Raw genomic sequence first — 17,319 nt, 5'->3', positions numbered from 1 at the left:
GCAAGCGAACGGTGCCGCTTCCGCCTCAGGAGGCGGCACCGTTCTGTTTCTCGATCGCCTGCGCTCGCTCACGCATGATTCGCGCTTCATCGACACGACCCATTTGCTCAAGCACGATGCTGAGATGCGTGAGATCGAGGGCCACTTCTGGATGCTTGGGCCCGTAGGCTGCTTCATCGATCGCCAGCGCTCGTTCGAACAGGGGCAGGGCCTCATCGAGATCGTCGAGATTGTGGAAGGCGAGTGCGAGATTGATCAGGGTGGTTGCGAAATAAGGGTGTTCAGGGCCGTAAGTGACTTCGGTGATGGCGAGCGCTCGTTCGAGCACGGGAAGGGCGTCGTCCAATCGGACCAGCCCAGTGCGAGCTCGGCCGACAGCATTTAGGTGAGTGATCAATCTGGGGCTACTTGACCCATGGGCAGCTTCGTCGATGACCAGCGCCCGTTCGGCCAAGGGCAGAGCTTCGGCGTAGTTACCCTGATCGCAGAGGAATCCAGCGAGGTTGCTGAGGATCCCAGCGATCTCCGGGGCTTTGTGGCCGTGGATCGCTTCGTCGATCGCGAGAGCCCGTTTGATGTGTAGCAGCGCTTCGTCAGTCCTGCCCATGGCATTTAGTGCGAATGCGAGGTTGTTCAGACGAGTGGCAACCTTTGGGTTGTCCGAGCCATGAGTGGCTTCATCTATCGACAGCGCCTGCTCGTACAGGAGGGTTGCTTCTTTGAGCCGGCCGGTTGTCTGCAGGTACCCCGCGGCACGGTCGCACAGCAACGATGTGTAATCCAAGGGGTCCTGCGCAACGTCCACAACCGCGAGAACGTGGGGGAGCAGAATGCGCCATCGTGGCCAATTCTTCGGGGCGCCGAAATCGTCGGTGTCGGGTAGATCGGTTGTGAGGAGGCTTTGCACCTCGTTGGTCGAAGGCGAGTGGTGGTCCCGTGCTCGCAGCGACTGCTGGAGGAGTCGGTGAACGATCGTGACCTCGTCGCCCATGCGCCGGACGAAGAACCAACTGACCAGCGCACCGACGGTGTCTTGCCAGCCGAGTTGGTCCTGAACGGCCTCGGCGAGGGGCGAGGGCAATTCCTCGGGATGGTTGGTGAAGAGGTCGAGCGGGACAGGTTCCGGCGCCATCCACGTGAGCAAGTTGAGGAGCTGGACCGCAGCGGGACTTTGTTCGCTCAACGCGGCCAGGGACAGATCCCACAGCGTGGTGAGCGTTTCCTTTCTGCCGATCACCTGCCCGCGCCCGATCATGTCGGCTGCTCGCTCGTGGAACAGACGCATGTAGTCGTCCACCGACATCCCGGTGCTCTCGACGTAGGCAGCAGCCTGCTCGACCGCCAGCGGCAAGTCGCCGAGCAGCTCGGCCAAGCTGTCCGCCTGCTCGTCCGAGGCGTAGGGAACTCGTCGCCGCAACAGGGAGGTGCTTTCGGCACGGTCGAGCACGTCGAGGTCCAGCACAGCGCCCAGCGCTCCGAACCCGCTGCGCCGTGTCGTGATCACGACCTGGCCCTGGCCCGAAGGCAGGTAGGGCCGCAGCGCCGACGGGTCCTCCGCGTTGTCGAAGATCAGCAACCACCGTTGAAGGCCGCGAAGGGTGTTCAGCACCTGCGCGATCGAAGAAGGATCGACGTCGAGACCGAGGGCGATGCCCAGTTCCGTGAGATGGTCCGGGATCAACGCCGGTTGTTCGGAGGGGATCCACCACACGATCTCGAAGTCGCTCGCATAGCGATGTGCGTACTCGATCGCGAGTTGGGTCTTCCCCACGCCGCCCATGCCACGCAACGAATGCACCGTGACGGTGCGGCCCGAGTTCATCGCCCTGCGGACCCGGTCGAGCGACTGGACCCGGCCGGTGAAGTTCGCGTTGCGTGTCGGCACGTTCCACACCGAGGGGAGTTGTCCGGGGAAGCTTGGCCGCGCCGGAAAGCCGGGGCGCGTCGCGGGCTTCAGCCGTCCCGTCAGCGCACCCCGGACAACGCGTTGTAGTTCGGTGCGCGCCGCGTCCTCGTTCAGCCCGAACAGATCCGCCGCGACGACTGACGCCAGGAGACCGGGCCGTTCGCAGTCCTCCACCCGCAGCACGAGCAGCTTGCGATCAGCGCCAGTCGGATCGTCCCGCCACGCGGCCTGCCATTCGACGGTCCCGTACACGGAGTCCAGGTACGCGGCGGACAGCACCGCGATGGTGCGCTCGGAATCCTGCACGCCGCGATGCATCGCGGCGACCCAGTTGGTGCCAGGCACCATGTCCCACGCCTGTACGAGCACCTCGTGGCCCGCCGCCTCCAGCTCCCAGGCGACCCACTCGGCCCAGGCCTTGTCAGCCCCCGTGTAGGACACGAAGAAGTCCGGCACCTGGAATCCCACCCCTCAAAGCGTGTGCATCAGGTCACATCGCACATCGCCAATGATGGGTTACCCCAAACGACAGAACGGCGCCGCCCCCTGCCCAGGGGAGCGGCGCCGTTCGAGAAACCGAAGAAGGGCTCAGCCCTGCTTGGTCTCCCAGAAAATCTTGTCGATCTGCGCGATCAGGTCCAGCAGGGCCTGACCGGAAGCCGGGTCCATCGACCCCTTCGTGCCGCCCGCACCCGCGGCCTTGGTGGCGCGGTTGAACAGGTCGTGCAGCTCGGGGTACTTCTCGAAGTGCGGCGGCTTGAAGTAGTCCGTCCACAGCACCCACAGGTGGTGCTTGACGAGCTCGCTGCGCTGCTCCTTGATCAGGACAGCGCGCTCCCGGAACTCCGGGTCCTCGTTGGCCTGGTACTTCTCCTGGACCGCCTTGATCGACTCGGCCTCGATGCGGGCCTGCGCCGGGTCGTAGACGCCACAGGGCAGGTCGCAGTGCGCGGTGGCTTCGACGCGCGGGCGGAGAATGCGCGACACGAGTCGCATCGTTCCTCCCAGAATCAAAAAACAGTGGATGCTCCGACAGGTAGGACCCTACTCCGGCTGACCGAAGGGTGATCGTTGAGACCGCGTCTCTCCACCGTGCTCGTGAAGGGGCCGTCGATGGTGCCTGCCCTGCGCAACGACGACATCGTGCTGGTCAGGTGGGGTGTGGAGCCCAAGGCCAACGATGTTGTGCTCGTCACGTGGGCCAGCAGGCCGGGTCAACTGTCGGTCAAGCGTGCCTCCCACCCAGTGGACGGCGGGTGGCACGTGGTGGGGGACAACCCCTTCGCGAGCACGGACTCCGAACACCTCGGACCTGCGGAGGTGCTCGGAGTCGTCAAAGCTCGACTATGGCCGAGGCCCCGGTTCAGACTTTGAGGGACGCGTACAGCGCCACGCAGTCCTCGTAGCGGGGCAGCACGCCGGCTTCGTAGGCCTCGGCCAGGGTCGGGGCGGCCGTGTCCTTCTCCGACAGCAGGAACTCGAGCTCGCGCGGCCAGGGCAGGTCCAGCGCGGGGTCCAGGGGCGTCAGGCCGTGTTCGCCGGACGGGTTGTAGACGGTGGAGCAGAGGTAGTTCATCGTCGTGTCGTCTTCCAGCGCGATCATCGCGTGGCCGAGTCCCTCGGCCAGGTAGACGGCGTTGCACTTCTCGGACGAGACGTGGATCGCCTCCCACTGGCCGAACGTGGGTGAGCCGACCCGGATGTCGATGATCATGTCGATGAACGAGCCGCGCGGGCAGAAGACGTACTTGGCCTGGGACGGCGGGACGTCCGCGTAGTGGATGCCGCGGATGGTCCCGGCGCGGGACACGCTGTGGTTCGTCTGGGCGACCTTCAGCGGGTGGCCGACCGCCTCGACGAAGGCTGCCTCCTGGTACGGCGAGACGAACACGCCGCGGTCGTCGGGAAATGTCCGAGGAGTGAACTCGAACGCGCCGTCAATTTTCAGCGAACTCGCCTGCATGCCGTCACTCTAAGGCGTCAATCTTTCTTGACCGATCGGGTGCTTCCTGCCTGCATAAACCGACCGGTCGGTGCAGAAAACCGGACGGACGTCTTGCTACATGCCCTCTGACCTGCGGAAAAAGTGTGATCCCCGCCGCAGACAGCGGACCGGGACCCTGCCACACTTCCGTCACCCGCAGCACTCGGGCGGTTCGCCGACGGAAAACTCGTGGGCGAAGTCGACCGAGTTTCAAGGCCCCGTGTACCCGGCGTGACAACGCTGGGCCGGTGCGCCGTTTGGTGATGAGCCCATGTCCGGGGCTACTACGCCGCCCGCACCGCAGGAGGGACGCCGTGACAGCAGTGAACGAAGCCCGTACCGAGAACTCCGATCCGACGCAGTTGACGGACGAGGAGATCTTCAACGCGCACCTGGGCGGGAAGCTCGAGGTCGGCGCGACCGCCTCGCTCGCTGACCCGAAAGCGCTGTCCATCGCGTACACCCCTGGTGTCGCACGAGTGAGCAAGGCCATCGCGGAGGACGCCGGACTCGCCGCGAAGTACACCTGGGCGCACCGCCTGGTCGTCGTCGTCAGCGACGGCACCGCGGTGCTCGGCCTCGGCGACATCGGCCCGAGCGCGTCGCTGCCCGTCATGGAGGGCAAGTCCGCGCTGTTCAAGACGTTCGGCGGCCTCGACTCCATCCCGCTCGTGCTCAACACCACGGACGTGGACGAGATCGTCGAGACGCTGGTCCGGCTGCGCCCGTCGTTCGGCGCGGTCAACCTGGAGGACGTCTCCGCGCCGCGCTGCTTCGAGTTGGAGCGGAAGCTGATCGAGGCGCTCGACTGCCCGGTCATGCACGACGACCAGCACGGCACGGCGGTCGTGTCGCTCGCCGCGCTCAACGGCGCGAACACGGTGCTCGGCAAGGACATCGGCGACCAGCGGGTGGTCATCTCCGGTGCGGGCGCCGCGGGCATCGCGATCGCCAAGATCCTGATCGCCGCCGGCGCCGGCGACATCACGCTGCTCGACTCGCGCGGCATCGTCCGCACGGGCCGGGCCGGCCTGAACCCGGTCAAGGAAGAGATCGCGGCGGTCACGAACTCCAGCAACCTCGACGGCGGCATCGACGTGGCTCTGCGCGGCGCGGACGTCTTCATCGGCGTGTCGTCGTCGAAGGTGTCCGAGGACCTGATCGCGAGCATGGCGGACGACTCGATCGTGTTCGCACTGTCCAACCCGGACCCCGAGGTGCACCCGGAGGTCGCCGCCCGGCACGCCGCGATCGTGGCGACCGGTCGCAGCGACTTCCCGAACCAGATCAACAACGTGCTCGCGTTCCCCGGCATTTTCCGCGGGGCGCTCGACGCGGGTGCGCGACGGATCACCGAAGGCATGAAGCTCGCGGCAGCGGATGCCATTCTCGCCGTTGCGAAAGATGATTTGGGTCCAGACCGAATTGTTCCGTCCGCACTGGACCCGCGCGTCGGTCCCGAGGTCGCCTCAGCTGTGGCGCTTGCCGCGAGTGCTGACGGCGTGGCCTGATCAAACGGCCTGATCACGGGCCTGATCCCGCTGTGTATTCGCCACCCTTATTGCATGTTCACGGGTACCGGAACCACGAACGTGGCTTTTCGTTAACCCGTGCAGGGGTGGGCGATGACGCTCTGAAGCGCTACCGTCCCTCTCCTCGGGTGTTCACTCGAGGAGAGGGTTCGTGTTTGCCGCCGTTCGGGTGCCGTTGTCGTGCCCACCCGAATTGCCGCGGGCGGCGGATACGGGAGAGGGTGGGCCGGTGCCCAAGTGGGTGGGACGCGCGACGGTGGTGAACGGCCGTGCACGGACGGCTGTGTCGAACACCGCGACGACTGGAAAGCCTCCGGTGACGTTGGACGGGCTGACGTTGCCCGACGCGCCGTCGTTGCTCGTGGACATCAAGGGTGTCGTCATGCAGGCGAACCCGGCCGCCGTGGAGCTGGCCGGCGCGCAGGGAGCCGACGACCTCGTCGGGCACCCGCTCGGTGAGCTGCTCCTCGGCAACCCGTCCGACCTGCGGCTGGCCCGCTGCGACGGCACCGAACTGCCGGTGCGCGTCGCCCGCCACGCGGTACCGGGAACCGGCCTGCAGGCCGTGCTGCTGATCGACGTCTCCGACCTCGCCTCCGCCGCGGACGCGCTGCGCGACGAACAACGCCGACTGCGCAAGGTCCAGCGGGTCGCGAACCTGGGCTCGTGGGAGTTCGATCCCGAGACCGGCCTGACCATCTGGTCGGACACCCACTACGAACTGCTCGGCGTCGAACGCGGCCAGGTCGTGCCGGGCGCGCAGGCCGTCCTCGACGTCGTGCACCCCGACGACTACCGCATGGTCGAGACGTACTGGCAGGGCCGCGAGATCACCGGCGACCCGATCGACATCGAGTACCGGATAGTGCGCCCGGACGGCCAGCTGCGGTGGATCCGCGGCGTCGCGGAGGCCCGCCTGACCGACGCGGGCCACCTGGACAAGATCACCGGCTACATCCGCGACATCACCGAGTCCAAGCGCGCGGCCACCGAGCTCGCGCAGGAACGGGCCCGGCTGCTCGAGGCGCAGCGCATCGCCCGCATCGGCAGCTGGGCGTACGAGACCGGTACGCGTGCGGTGCACCGCAGCGAAGTGCTGATGGAGATGTACGCCGAGCTCGGCATGACGCCGGACGACGACCTGCTCAGCGGCGTGCACCCGGAGGACCGGGAAGCCGTCAAGGCGCTGCGGCACCAGTTGCTGCACACCCGCGACGACCTGCCGGTCGAGGTCGAGGTGCGCAGCGAGACCGGCGACCGCGTCTACATGTGCCGCGCTCGTGCGGAGATCGACCCGTCCGGACGGATCGAGCGCTACCACGGCACCATCCAGGACGTCACCGAGGCACGCGCGCTCGAACGCCAGATGCGTGAGGACCGCCGAAGACTGGCGGACGCGCAGCAGGCCGCCCGCCTCGGCATGTGGGAGTGGAACCCGGCGACCGGCGACGTCGTGTGGTCGGACATGCTGCGCGAGCTCTTCGGCCTGCCCGCCGATCTCCCCGGCAGCTACCAGGCGTACCTCGACCTGGTGCACCCCGAGGACCGCGGCTGGGTCGACGACACGTGCCGCCAGCTGGTGGTGGACGAGGTCGCCTCGCAGTTCGAGCACCGCGTGCTGCGCCGCGACGGCTCGACGCGCATCTTCCGATGCCACGGCATGATCGTCCACGATCCGCACGGCAAGCAGCTCGCCGTCGGCACCGCCCAGGACGTCACCGAACAGCGCGCCGCCGAAGCCCGCATGAAGCGTTCCTCGCAGCGCTTCACCGACCTCGTCTCGGTCACGCCGGTCGGCATCGGCCTGTTCGACGAGGCCGAGCGCCTGGTCGACGCCAACGACGCGTTGTGCGACCTCCTCGGCATGGAGCTGGAGCAGCTTCGCGGCGTCACCGCCGAGCAGCTCACCCACCCCGAGGACACCTCACCCGGCCTGCAGTGGGCCGCCGAGCGCACGCAGAAGATCCCGCAGCGCATCCTCGTGCGCCCCGACGGCGAAAAGGTCTACTGCGAGCTGCACATCGCGCTGTCCGTGCAGGACGACGGCCGCCGGTTCTGGCTGATCGTGTTCCTGGACATCACCGAACGCCGCCGCGCCGCCGAGGCGTTGCGGCACCAGGCCACCCACGACGAGCTGACCGGCCTCCCGAACCGCGCGCTGGTGAAGGAGATCCTCGGCAAGGTGCTGGACGGTCCCGGCCGGTCCAAGGTCGCCGTGCTGTTCTGCGACATCGACAACTTCAAGCGCGTCAACGACTCCCTCGGCCACGACGCCGGCGACGAGCTGCTGGTGGCGTTGGCGAGGCGCCTGGAGGGCGGCCTGCCGGAGGGCTGCACGGCGGCCAGGCTGTCCGGCGACGAGTACGTGATCATCTCCGAGGACATCGACTCCGTGGGCGGCGTGGACGCGCTGGCCACCCGTGTCGCTTCGTTGCTGCGCACGGCCGTCCCGGTGCACGGGCAGCTGGTCCGGGTCTCGGCCTCGATCGGCGCGGCCGTGCCGAACGGATCGCGGGCCAACGGCGCCGACCTGTTGCGGTTCGCCGACGCCGCGATGTTCGAGGCGAAGCGCAACGGCGCCGGGCGCGTGTCGCTGGCCTCGGCCGCGTTGATCGCCTCCGCCGACCGACAGGTGCATCTCGAAGGCCAGCTGCGGGACGCGTTGCAGCACGACGGCCTGGCGTTGCACTACCAGCCGGTCGTCGGCGTCGACGGCGCCGTGCTGACGGCCGAGGCCCTGGTGCGCTGGCCGCACCCGGACCGCGGTCTGCTGCCGCCGGACGTGTTCCTGCCGGTCGCCGAGCAGGGCGACCTCATGCGCGAGCTGGACCGCTGGGTCCTGCGCACCGCGTTGAAGGAGGCCGCGACCTGGCCCGCGCCCGACGGTCGGCCGGTGTCGGTGGCGGTGAACCTGGCCGGTCTGGTGCCGGGCGATCCCGAGTTCGTCGACATCGTGTCGAACGCGATCCTGGAGTCCGGCGTGCCCTGGGAACGGGTGGTGCTGGAGCTGGTCGAGACGGCGTTCGTCGACCTGCCGTCGCGCGTCCGGCAGTCGATGGACGAGCTGGTGCAGCGCGGCGTGCAGTTCGCGGTGGACGACTTCGGCACCGGCTACTCGTCGCTGGCCCGGCTGAAGGACCTGCCGGCGCAGATCATCAAGGTGGACCGGCGGTTCGTTTCCGGCGTGGGCAACGACTCCTCGGACTTCGCCGTCGCCCGTGCCGTCGTCGACATGGCTCGAGCGATGGGACGCAAGTGCGTGGCCGAGGGCGTGGAGACGGCGACGCAGTTCCACGTGCTGCGCGGCGTCGGCGTGGACGCGTATCAGGGTTGGCTGTTCTCACGGCCGGTGCCGCCGAAGGAGTTCCGCGCGGTGCTGGCGTTGGGACCGCTGCACATCCCTCGTGCCGGATGACCTGAAATCTTGTCCATGAACGGCGCTTTTGTGGACCTGGAGTCCACAAAAGCGCCGTTCATGGACAGCTCGCGGGCTTACGAGCACGCGTGCTCAGGCGGGCGCTTCCAGGTACTTGGCGCTGTCCTCCGCCGCCGTCAGCACCGCCGCGATCCGGTGCTTCGGCAGGTCGATCAACCGCAGCTCCAGGTCCTCGTCCGCGATCCCGGCGGCGTCGACGATCTCCCGCGCCTGGTTCTTGGTCAGCAACCCGGACGACCCGCCGATCAACGCCTCCCGCCACACGTTGCGCAGCTTCCCGTGCGCCTTCAGCAGAATCTCGCGCACCACCCGCTCGCCGACCGACAGCGTCCCGGCCAGAACCTGATCGGCGACAACGATCGTGGTCTTGCCATCTGGGTTGTTGCGCAGGAATTTCAACGCGAACCGCGTCCGCACGAGGGACTGCAGCTCCTGCTGCCCCGCCGCCGACGAGACCGCGGGGTGGTTGTTCGGCACCAGGCAGGCCAGCCGCGCCGGTGAGGAAGCCAGGAGCGTCCGGAGCAGCCACGGCCCCGGATCCGCAGACAGGTCAACGGCCAGCGAGGCCGCACCCTTCCCGACGGGCTCGGCCCAGCCGGCGGCACGGGGCTTCGGCGGCGGCGAGGATTCGGGACGGGGAGCCAGTTCCGACAAGGCGGACAAAGCTTCCTTCGAAGGCCCGGACGACTCGACGGACTGCGCGCCGTGCGTGTAGATCCGCGTGCCACCGGACACCGCGCGACGACCGGTCGGGCGGCACACGTACAGATCGGCGGCGGACCCGATGGCCTGCGCGCCGTCGAACCGGTGGAACGCGGGCAGGATCGCCTCGAAGACCAGGCCGAGCTTCTGCAGTTCCTGCTGCACCTTCAACCCCAGCGCGGGGGTCCGGTCGGAGAAGCCGTAGGCCAGCAGCAGGCGACCGGCGGCGATGTCCGCCAGCGCCTCGACCGCGCGGCCGGCGAACAGGCCCATGCCCTCGGGCGTGTAGGGCGGGTCGCTGAAAACCAGGTCGACGGATTCGAGAACCGAGGCGGGCAGCCCGAACCGCATGTCGCAGTGCAACGTCCGGATGTCCAGCCCCCGCGCCTGGGCGCGCGAGTCGATGAACTCCAGCAGGCGCTCGTCGAGGTCCACCACCGTGATCGACACGTGCGGGTTGACCGCGGCCACGGCCAGCGAGGTCAGGTCGTGATCGCCGAGGCACAGCAAACGCTTGCCTGCCAGGTCGTACGTGGAGTCCAGCCACACCGCGCGGTTCAGCGCCGTCTCGGCGGTGGCCTGCACGTGGTCCAACGAGGACAAAGGCGGCGGCACGTCGGCGATGTCCACGAGGATCTGCCGCAGCACGTCGGTGTGATCGCGGACGCCAGGAACCCCGAACTCCGACCGGTAGGACGACACCGCTCCAGGCGCGATGCGGTAACGATCGCCTGAAGATTCGACGTCGTCGCCCAGGGCTTTCAGCAGGTCCTGGACCGTGCGGCGGGGCACGGCCGGCAGGCGCACGAGTTCGGCGAGCGGATGCCAGTCCTCGCTGAGCAGGGACAGCACCTCGCGGAGCTTGCGGGCGTGCACGCCGCGCTCCGTCACCAACTGGCGAACCTGGTCGATCGTCACAAGCGGTAAACCATACGGCCTGTCACATCCTGGAACGCTGTGCCGGGGTACGCCGAACGAGTTAAGGTCACAGGGATCTGCATCCAGGGCGGTCCGAATCGGGGAGACCGTCACGACCGGAGGGATCCGAAGGGTGATCGAGTTCCGGGCCGTCACCAAGCGGTTCGAGGACGGGACCATCGCTGTCGACGAGCTCGACCTCGCGGTCGAGGCGGGCACCATCACGGTGTTCGTGGGTCCTTCCGGCTGCGGCAAGACGACGTCGCTGCGCATGGTCAACCGCATGATCGACCCCACGTCGGGCACGATCCTCGTGGACGGCAAGGACGTCCTGACCGTCGATCCGCCGACGCTGCGGCGCGGCATCGGCTACGTGATCCAGCAGGCGGGGCTCTTCCCGCACCGGACCGTGCTGGACAACGTCGCGACGGTGCCGCTGCTGTCCGGTTGGGACAGACGAAAGGCCCGCACCCGTGCCGCGGAGCTGCTGGAGATCGTCGGGCTCGACCCGGCGTTCGGCAAGCGCTACCCGGCTCAGCTTTCCGGCGGGCAGCAGCAACGCGTGGGCGTCGCCCGTGCGCTCGCGGCCGACCCGCCGGTGTTGCTGATGGACGAACCGTTCAGCGCCGTCGACCCGGTCGTGCGCGAGGACCTGCAGAACGAACTCCTTCGCCTGCAAGCGGAACTCGACAAGACGATCGTGTTCGTCACGCACGACATCGACGAAGCTTTGAAACTCGGCGAGCGCGTCGCGGTGTTCCAGACGGGCGGGCACCTCGCGCAGTACGCGAAGCCGGCGGAGCTGCTGAGTGCGCCCGCCAACGACTTCGTGGCCTCGTTCGTCGGCAGGGACCGCGGCTACCGCACGCTGACGTTCCTGCACGCGGACGTGCCCGTGCACCCCATCACCACGGCGAAGCTCGGCGAGCGCGTCACCGTCACGGACTGGACGCTCGTCGTCGACGAGCACGATCGGCCGAAGGGCTGGCTGTCCGGAGTGGACGGTGAGGTCGAGGTCACCGAGAAGGACCTCGTCGCCGGTGGATCGCTGTACGACGGCACGAGCCTGCGCGGTGCGCTGGACGCGGCGCTCAGCTCGCCGTCCGCGCTCGGCGTGATGGTCGACGGCAACGGCTCGGTGGCCGGGGTGGTCAGGGCCGACGACGTGATCAAGGCGCTCGCGAAGGCCCGCGCGGCGGGTGAGGTCCCGAAGTGACCTGGATTTTCGAGAACTGGGAAAGGTTCTGGGAAGTCACCGCGGTGCACCTGCGGCTCTCCGTCGTGCCGGTGCTGATCGGGTTCGCGCTCTCCATCCCGCTGGGGTGGTGGGCGAGCCGGTCGCAGACGGCGCGGGCGGTGCTCTTTCCGCTGGCGAACATCCTGTTCACGATCCCGTCCATCGCGCTGATCGTGATCACTCCGGTGCTGATCGGCGTGAAGATCCTCGACGAGATCAACGTCATCGTGCCGCTGGTGATCTACACGATCGCGCTGATGGTCCGCTCGGTCGCCGACGCGTTGTCTGCGGTGCCGGGCAACGTGATCGCCGCCGCGAACGCCATGGGTTATCGGCCGTTGCGCCGGTTCCTCACCGTCGACTTCCCGCTGGCGTTGCCGGTCACGATCGCGGGCCTGCGGGTCGCGACCGTGTCGAACATCAGCATGGTGAGCGTCGGCGCGCTCGTCGGGCTCGGCGGTTACGGCCAGCTCTTCACCGAGGGCTACCAGACCGACCACACCGAGAAGGTCCTCGCGGGTCTCATCGGGACGGTCGTGCTGGCGGTGCTCGCGGACGGCCTGCTGTTGCTGATCGGACGGCTGCTCACGCCGTGGGCACGGGCGGGGAGGTGAGCTGATGGGCAACTGGCTCTTCGATCCCGCGCACTGGTCCGGCCCGACCGGGATCCCGGTGCGGCTGCTGGAACATCTCGGTTACACGTTGCTCACCCTGGTGATCGCCGCGGTGATCGCGATCCCGCTCGGCGCGTTCGTCGGGCACACCGGCAAGGGCGGGTTCCTGGTCGTCGGGCTTTCCAACGCGCTGAGGGCGTTGCCGACGACGGCCGTGCTGATCCTCGTGGTGTTGTGGGCGGGCCTCGGCGACTTCCCGGTGTACGTCGCGCTCGTGCTGCTCGCGATCCCGCCGATCATGGCGGGCACCTACGCCGGCATCCGCGCGGTCGACCCGGTGACGGTCGACGCGGCACGGGGCGTCGGCATGCGCGAGTCGGGCGTGTTGCTCCAGGTGGAGATCCCGAACGCACTCCCGTTGATCTACGGCGGTTTCCGCGGCGCCGCACTGCAAGTGGTCGCGACCGCCACCATCGCCGCCTACACCGGCGCCGGTGGCCTCGGCAGGCTCGTCTTCGACGGCCTCGCCCTGCAGGAGTTCGGACAGATGCTCGCCGGCGCGGTGCTCGTGGCACTGCTCGCCGTTCTCGTCGACCTGGGGTTCGCCGGCCTGCAACGGCTGACGGTCTCGCCAGGGCTGCGTCCAGTGGGAACCGGAGGAAGAAGATGAAGCGCATCGCGACGGCTGTCGCTCTAGGCGCGGTCATGGTCCTGTCGGCGTGCGGCGGTGATCCGCTGACCGGCGGCAACAACAACCCGGCCCCGACGGACACCATCGTCGTGGGATCCGGCAACTTCCCGGAGTCGCGCCTGCTCGCCGAAATCTACGCGGAAGCGTTGTCGGGCAAGGGCGTCAAGGTCTCCAAGAAGCTGAACATCGGCAACCGCGAGCTGTACTACAAGGGTGTGCAGGACGGCTCGATAGACCTGATCCCCGAGTACACGGGCGTGCTTCTCAAGTACATCAACAAGGACGCGACCGAGGTCGGCTCCGACGAGGTGTACGCGGCGCTGAAGAAGGCCCTGCCGCAGGGCCTCATCGTGCTCGACAAGGCGTCCGCCGAGGACAAGGACGCGGTCGTCGTCACCAAGCAGATCGCCGCGCAGTACAGCCTCAAGTCGATCGACGACCTCGTGCCGTACTGCAAGGACCTGGTCTTCGGCGGCCCGCCGGAGTTCCAGAACCGCCCTGACGGCCTGCCCGGCCTGAAGGCCAAGTACAACTGCGAGTTCAAGCAGTTCAAGGCGCTCGACGTCGGCGGCCCGCTGACCGTCGCCGGTCTGAAGGACAACACGGTGCAGGCCGCCGACCTCTTCACGACCGACTACGCGATCAAGGCCAACGAGTTCGTGGTGCTGGAAGACCCGAAGAACGTCTTCGCCGCGCAGAACGTGTTGCCGCTCATCAACGAGAAGAAGGCGTCGCAGCAGGTGCGCGACACCCTCAACGCCATCTCGAAGAAGCTCGACACGAAGACCTTGCTGGACCTGAACCAGAAGCTCGCGTCGCCGGACAAGCCGGAGCCCGAGAAGATCGCCAAGGAATGGCTCGCGAGCGCGGGCATCTGACCTGACGAACGGGCGGGGCGGGCACCTCCGGGTGTCCGTCCCGTTGTCGTTTCACAGCTTCAGGCCGGCCACGCGGGCACCTCCGCGATCGGCGCGTTGACCATGATCATGTCGCCGATCGTGACGTAACCGATCGAGTGGTTGACCCGTGCCATGTGGACGTTCGCGGCGCTGGTGCCGGTGGTGATCTCCGTGAGCGCCGGCCTGTCCTCCCGCACCCAGCGGATCATGTGGGCCTTGGCGCACCGGCCGAGCCCGCACCCGCGATGGGCCGGAACCACGGAGGTCTCCCGCTGGAACGCCCGGCGGGGACGTTCGCTGTGCAGTTCGAGCTCGGTCATGCCGGCCACCTCGCCGGTGGCCTCGTGCACGGCGACCACGACGCGTTGCTCGGCACCGCGGTTCAGGAAGTCCTGCTCGGCGTTCCGCGTCAGTTCGGGCGTCCAACGCGGGGACTGCGAGGCCTGCTCGCCATTCGGTGCGTCGTGGATCGCATTGCGTGCGCGGGAGTACGACTCGATCAGGTCGTCAGGTGCGTGGCTGGTCCACCGCACGAGCCGGTAGCCGGGTGGGATCGGGACGTCCCAGAGCGTGCTGTCCACGTCGGCGAACATCAGCCGCTGGATGATCACGGAGTTGGTGATCCGGAACCCGCGACCAGCCGCCCACCTGGCGCCGTCGCCGTCCTTGGTGAGCTGCCAGCCCTCGATCTCGGTGCGGCCGCGGGCCTCGACCTCGGACAGCAGTTCGCGCAGGATCGTGCTGCCGACGCCCCGGCGCCGGACCCGCGGGTGTACCACGATCTCGAGCAGCGCCGCGTGGTCCCAGGGAAAGTTGAGCTCGGCGAACCCGGCGATCTCACTGTCCAGGCGGGCCGACCACCGGTGTGCCGGCCCCAGCCCCTGGAACGGCGTCCTCAGCCGGAACAGGACTTCCTCGTAGGTCGGTGCGGTCCACTGCGGCCGGTCGTCGGCGTACCTGGCGCACATCACCTCGTGATAGGCGCGGAGCTCGGCCTCGGACGCGCTCGCCGGATCGAACCTCTCGACTGTTACCCCCATGCACGTCATGCAACCAGGCTGTGACGCTCCGCCCAAGCGGCGATCTCGGCCGCGATCTCCTTCGGCCGGTCCTCCATCGCGTGATGCCCGGCCTCACCAACGGGAACGACGTCCAGCGCGGCGATGTTCTCCTCGCACCAGGTGCGCAACTGCGGCCCGATGAGCAACGTCGGTGAGCCTTCGAAGGTCAGCAACAGCTTCGGCACGTCCGAGGTCGCCAGCCAGCTGTCGTAAGCCTCGATCCGCGGCACCAGCTCCGCGGGCTCGCCGTCGAACGGCATCTGCCGCGCCCACGCGAGCACCGGCCGTCGACTCGAAGCATCGGGGAACGGCGTCAGGTGGGCGGCCATGTCCTCGTCCGAGACGGGCGTGAGCACGGCGCCGGTGTACGCCTGGCGCACGAACCCGTCGTCCTCCAGCACCTCAGTGACGCGGAACCTGCGCAGTCGTTCCTGTGCGGGCAACGGCAGTTCGGAACCGGACATCGGTTTCACGATCGTCTCGAAGAAGACGACACCGGCCACGCGCGAGGGATGCCGGCACGCCCAGTCGAACGCCAGCGCGCCGCCCCAGTCGTGGCCGACCAGCACCACGCGGTCGAGATCCAGCGCGTCGAACCACGCGTCGAGGTACCGGGCGTGGTCGGCGAACGAGTAGGCGATGTCCGGCTTGCCCGAGCGGCCCATGCCGATCAGGTCCGGCGCCAAGCCGCCTAACTGGGGCAGCACGTTGCGCCACGAGTGAGACGAGCCGGGATTGCCGTGCAGGAACACGAACGGCGAGGAGCCGGCCGACAAGTAGTGCATGGTCGAGTCGAGAACAGGAACAACGGGCATGACGGAACTTCCTTAGACGGTATGGAGTGACCGCTCGGGTTTCGGGTGGTTGCGGGCCGGGGCCTCGCTCACGCTTGTTCGTGGGTTGCCGGGCAGGAGTGGCCTGCTCGGCCTATCCGACAGGCGTGGGAGGCCCCGGTGTTTACCGAGCGTACGAGCGTGGGGCTGGACGTGCACGCGCGATCGGTCGCGGCAGCGGCGATCGACGGCGTCACCGGCGAGCTCGTTCAAGCGAAACTGACCCCGTCACATGATCACATCCGGTCCTGGCTGGCGGCGGTGCCCGGCCCGGTGGCGGTGGCCTACGAGGCCGGACCGACCGGGTTCGGTCTGTATCGGGCCTTGAGCCAGGCGGGGATCCGCTGTGTGGTTGCCGCGCCGTCGAAGTTGCAGCGGCCCTCGGGCGACCGGGTCAAGACCGACGCCAAGGATGCGGTGCATCTGGCTCGTCTGCTGCGACTGGACGAGATCACTCCGGTCACGGTGCCGACGCCTGATCAGGAGGCGGCACGGGATCTGGTCCGGGCGCGGGAAGACTGCCGTGGTGATCTGATGCGGGCCCGGCATCGGCTGTCGAAACTGTTGCTGCGCCACGGGATCGTCTACTTCGGCGGGCAGGCCTGGACCGGTGCGCACGACGCGTGGCTGCGCCGCCAGAGCTTCACCAGCCCGGTGGTGCGGATGGCGTTCGAGTCCGACTACGACGCCGTGCTCACGGTCAAAGCACGCCGCGATCGGCTCGACAAGGCGATCGCGGTCATGGCTGCCGGCAGCGAGTTCACCGGATGCGTGCGGCGGCTGGGCTGCTTGCGTGGTGTCTCGACGTTGACCGGGTTCGCCCTGGCGGTCGAGATCGGCGACTGGCACCGGTTCACCGGCAGGACCATCGGAGCGTTCGTTGGCCTGGTGCCCAGCGAGAGCTCCTCGGGGCCGTCGCGGGTTCAGGGTTCGATCACCAAAACCGGCAACACCCACGCGCGGCGGCTGCTGGTGGAAGCGGCCTGGCACCACCGCCCCCGCTACCGGCCCGGCACGACGCTGCGCGACCGATGGGAACTCGCTCCGCCCGCGGCCAGGGCCCGCGGCGATGCCGGCAACCGCCGGTTGCACGACCGCTGGGTCGGTTTCAGTCTGCGCCGCAAACGCCCGGTGGTCGCCAACGTCGCTATTGCCCGTGAGCTGGCCGGCTGGTGCTGGTCGCTGGCGGTGATGGACGACTGACCACAAGCCCCCAACCCGCTTCGCCGCAACCGTTGTGGTGGTGACAGCAGCGCGTGGAGCGATCCGCGACTCGACTATGAGCAGCCGACCCGACATCGGCGACGCTCGATGTTAGACACGCGGCCCGCTCCTGCCGAACAACCCGTCCTGCGGTAACCAACCCGCGAATATCAGTCTGACCGCGCGTCGCCAACGACACGCTCACCCCGCCACAAACACCGCGACGAAGCACGAGGCGCCCGCCGGGAACAATCCTCGCGGGCGCCTCACCTTGCCCCTTGACAAGAGACCACTACATATCAG

The 17,319-nt window shown here is 68.1% G+C and carries 14 protein-coding genes; 8 read left to right on the top strand and 6 right to left on the bottom strand.

The window, feature by feature from the left end; genetic code table 11:
- Positions 1 to 25: 25 nt before the first annotated feature.
- Positions 26 to 2,374 (bottom strand): FxSxx-COOH system tetratricopeptide repeat protein, encoded by a 2,349-nt coding sequence (fxsT, locus tag B0F77_RS00870; protein WP_086660793.1) that lies wholly within the window; start codon positions 2,372 to 2,374, stop codon positions 26 to 28.
- A gap of 120 nt (positions 2,375 to 2,494) precedes the next feature.
- On the bottom strand, positions 2,495 to 2,902 hold the full coding sequence (gene sodN, locus B0F77_RS00865; RefSeq protein ID WP_045312164.1) for a superoxide dismutase, Ni: 408 nt from the start codon (positions 2,900 to 2,902) through the stop codon (positions 2,495 to 2,497).
- Positions 2,903 to 2,977: 75 nt separating this feature from the next.
- On the opposite strand from sodN, the gene B0F77_RS00860 reads away from it, so the two are divergent.
- Positions 2,978 to 3,280, top strand: coding sequence for a S24 family peptidase (locus tag B0F77_RS00860; protein ID WP_281252454.1), 303 nt, complete (start codon positions 2,978 to 2,980; stop codon positions 3,278 to 3,280).
- On the opposite strand, the gene B0F77_RS00855 is transcribed toward B0F77_RS00860, so the two are convergent.
- Positions 3,270 to 3,869, bottom strand: coding sequence for a dTDP-4-dehydrorhamnose 3,5-epimerase family protein (locus B0F77_RS00855; protein ID WP_086660792.1), 600 nt, complete (start codon positions 3,867 to 3,869; stop codon positions 3,270 to 3,272). The two genes, B0F77_RS00860 and B0F77_RS00855, sit on opposite strands and share 11 nt — an antisense overlap.
- 335 nt (positions 3,870 to 4,204) lie before the next feature.
- On the opposite strand from B0F77_RS00855, the gene B0F77_RS00850 reads away from it, so the two are divergent.
- Entirely contained in the window at positions 4,205 to 5,401 is a 1,197-nt protein-coding gene (locus B0F77_RS00850; RefSeq protein ID WP_425435598.1) for an NAD(P)-dependent malic enzyme, read from the top strand.
- 250 nt (positions 5,402 to 5,651) lie between these two features.
- A complete protein-coding gene (locus B0F77_RS00845; RefSeq protein WP_245847749.1) occupies positions 5,652 to 8,837 on the top strand; it encodes a sensor domain-containing protein in 3,186 nt (1,061 codons plus the stop codon).
- Between the two features lie 93 nt (positions 8,838 to 8,930).
- On the opposite strand, the gene B0F77_RS00840 is transcribed toward B0F77_RS00845, so the two are convergent.
- Positions 8,931 to 10,478, bottom strand: a complete 1,548-nt coding sequence (locus B0F77_RS00840; RefSeq protein WP_245847748.1) for a bis-aminopropyl spermidine synthase family protein — start codon at positions 10,476 to 10,478, stop codon at positions 8,931 to 8,933.
- 133 nt (positions 10,479 to 10,611) lie between these two features.
- On the opposite strand from B0F77_RS00840, the gene B0F77_RS00835 reads away from it, so the two are divergent.
- The 4 genes from B0F77_RS00835 to B0F77_RS00820 are packed head-to-tail and all read left to right on the top strand — an operon-like array spanning position 10,612 to position 13,898.
- A complete protein-coding gene (locus B0F77_RS00835; RefSeq protein WP_086660979.1) occupies positions 10,612 to 11,694 on the top strand; it encodes an ABC transporter ATP-binding protein in 1,083 nt (360 codons plus the stop codon).
- Positions 11,691 to 12,329: an ABC transporter permease gene (locus B0F77_RS00830; protein ID WP_086660790.1), complete on the top strand. Its 639-nt coding sequence runs from the start codon at positions 11,691 to 11,693 to the stop codon at positions 12,327 to 12,329. Before B0F77_RS00835 ends, B0F77_RS00830 begins: the two co-directional genes overlap by 4 nt.
- Positions 12,330 to 12,333: 4 nt before the next feature.
- Complete coding sequence (locus B0F77_RS00825; protein ID WP_086660789.1) at positions 12,334 to 12,999, top strand: ABC transporter permease; 666 nt, start codon at positions 12,334 to 12,336, stop codon at positions 12,997 to 12,999.
- Positions 12,996 to 13,898, top strand: a complete 903-nt coding sequence (locus tag B0F77_RS00820; protein WP_086660788.1) for an ABC transporter substrate-binding protein — start codon at positions 12,996 to 12,998, stop codon at positions 13,896 to 13,898. The genes B0F77_RS00825 and B0F77_RS00820 overlap by 4 nt, the downstream gene beginning before the upstream one ends.
- A gap of 59 nt (positions 13,899 to 13,957) precedes the next feature.
- On the opposite strand, the gene B0F77_RS00815 is transcribed toward B0F77_RS00820, so the two are convergent.
- Together B0F77_RS00815 and B0F77_RS00810 are read right to left on the bottom strand one after the other, a co-directional pair.
- Positions 13,958 to 14,959 (bottom strand): GNAT family N-acetyltransferase, encoded by a 1,002-nt coding sequence (locus B0F77_RS00815; RefSeq protein ID WP_158102553.1) that lies wholly within the window; start codon positions 14,957 to 14,959, stop codon positions 13,958 to 13,960.
- Between the two features lie 5 nt (positions 14,960 to 14,964).
- Positions 14,965 to 15,795: a haloalkane dehalogenase gene (locus tag B0F77_RS00810; protein WP_086660786.1), complete on the bottom strand. Its 831-nt coding sequence runs from the start codon at positions 15,793 to 15,795 to the stop codon at positions 14,965 to 14,967.
- A 138-nt stretch (positions 15,796 to 15,933) separates the two neighbouring features.
- On the opposite strand from B0F77_RS00810, the gene B0F77_RS00805 reads away from it, so the two are divergent.
- A complete protein-coding gene (locus B0F77_RS00805; RefSeq protein ID WP_086660785.1) occupies positions 15,934 to 17,016 on the top strand; it encodes an IS110 family RNA-guided transposase in 1,083 nt (360 codons plus the stop codon).
- Positions 17,017 to 17,319 lie beyond the last annotated feature (303 nt).

Source organism: Lentzea kentuckyensis (assembly GCF_002150765.1).
Classification (GTDB): Bacteria; Actinomycetota; Actinomycetes; order Mycobacteriales; family Pseudonocardiaceae; genus Lentzea; species Lentzea kentuckyensis.
The sequence above is the reverse complement of the archived record's forward strand: the minus strand, read 5'-3'. Positions and strand labels throughout refer to the sequence as shown.

What these genes read in the sequence shown, in the direction of transcription:
- sodN (WP_045312164.1), bottom strand. Translation starts at nt 2,902, where the DNA reads ATGCGACTCGTGTCGCGCATTCTCCGCCCGCGCGTCGAAGCCACCGCG.
- B0F77_RS00855 (WP_086660792.1), bottom strand. Translation starts at nt 3,869, where the DNA reads ATGCAGGCGAGTTCGCTGAAAATTGACGGCGCGTTCGAGTTCACTCCT.
- B0F77_RS00825 (WP_086660789.1), top strand. Translation starts at nt 12,334, where the DNA reads ATGGGCAACTGGCTCTTCGATCCCGCGCACTGGTCCGGCCCGACCGGG.
- B0F77_RS00820 (WP_086660788.1), top strand. Translation starts at nt 12,996, where the DNA reads ATGAAGCGCATCGCGACGGCTGTCGCTCTAGGCGCGGTCATGGTCCTG.
- B0F77_RS00815 (WP_158102553.1), bottom strand. Translation starts at nt 14,959, where the DNA reads ATGGGGGTAACAGTCGAGAGGTTCGATCCGGCGAGCGCGTCCGAGGCC.
- B0F77_RS00810 (WP_086660786.1), bottom strand. Translation starts at nt 15,795, where the DNA reads ATGCCCGTTGTTCCTGTTCTCGACTCGACCATGCACTACTTGTCGGCC.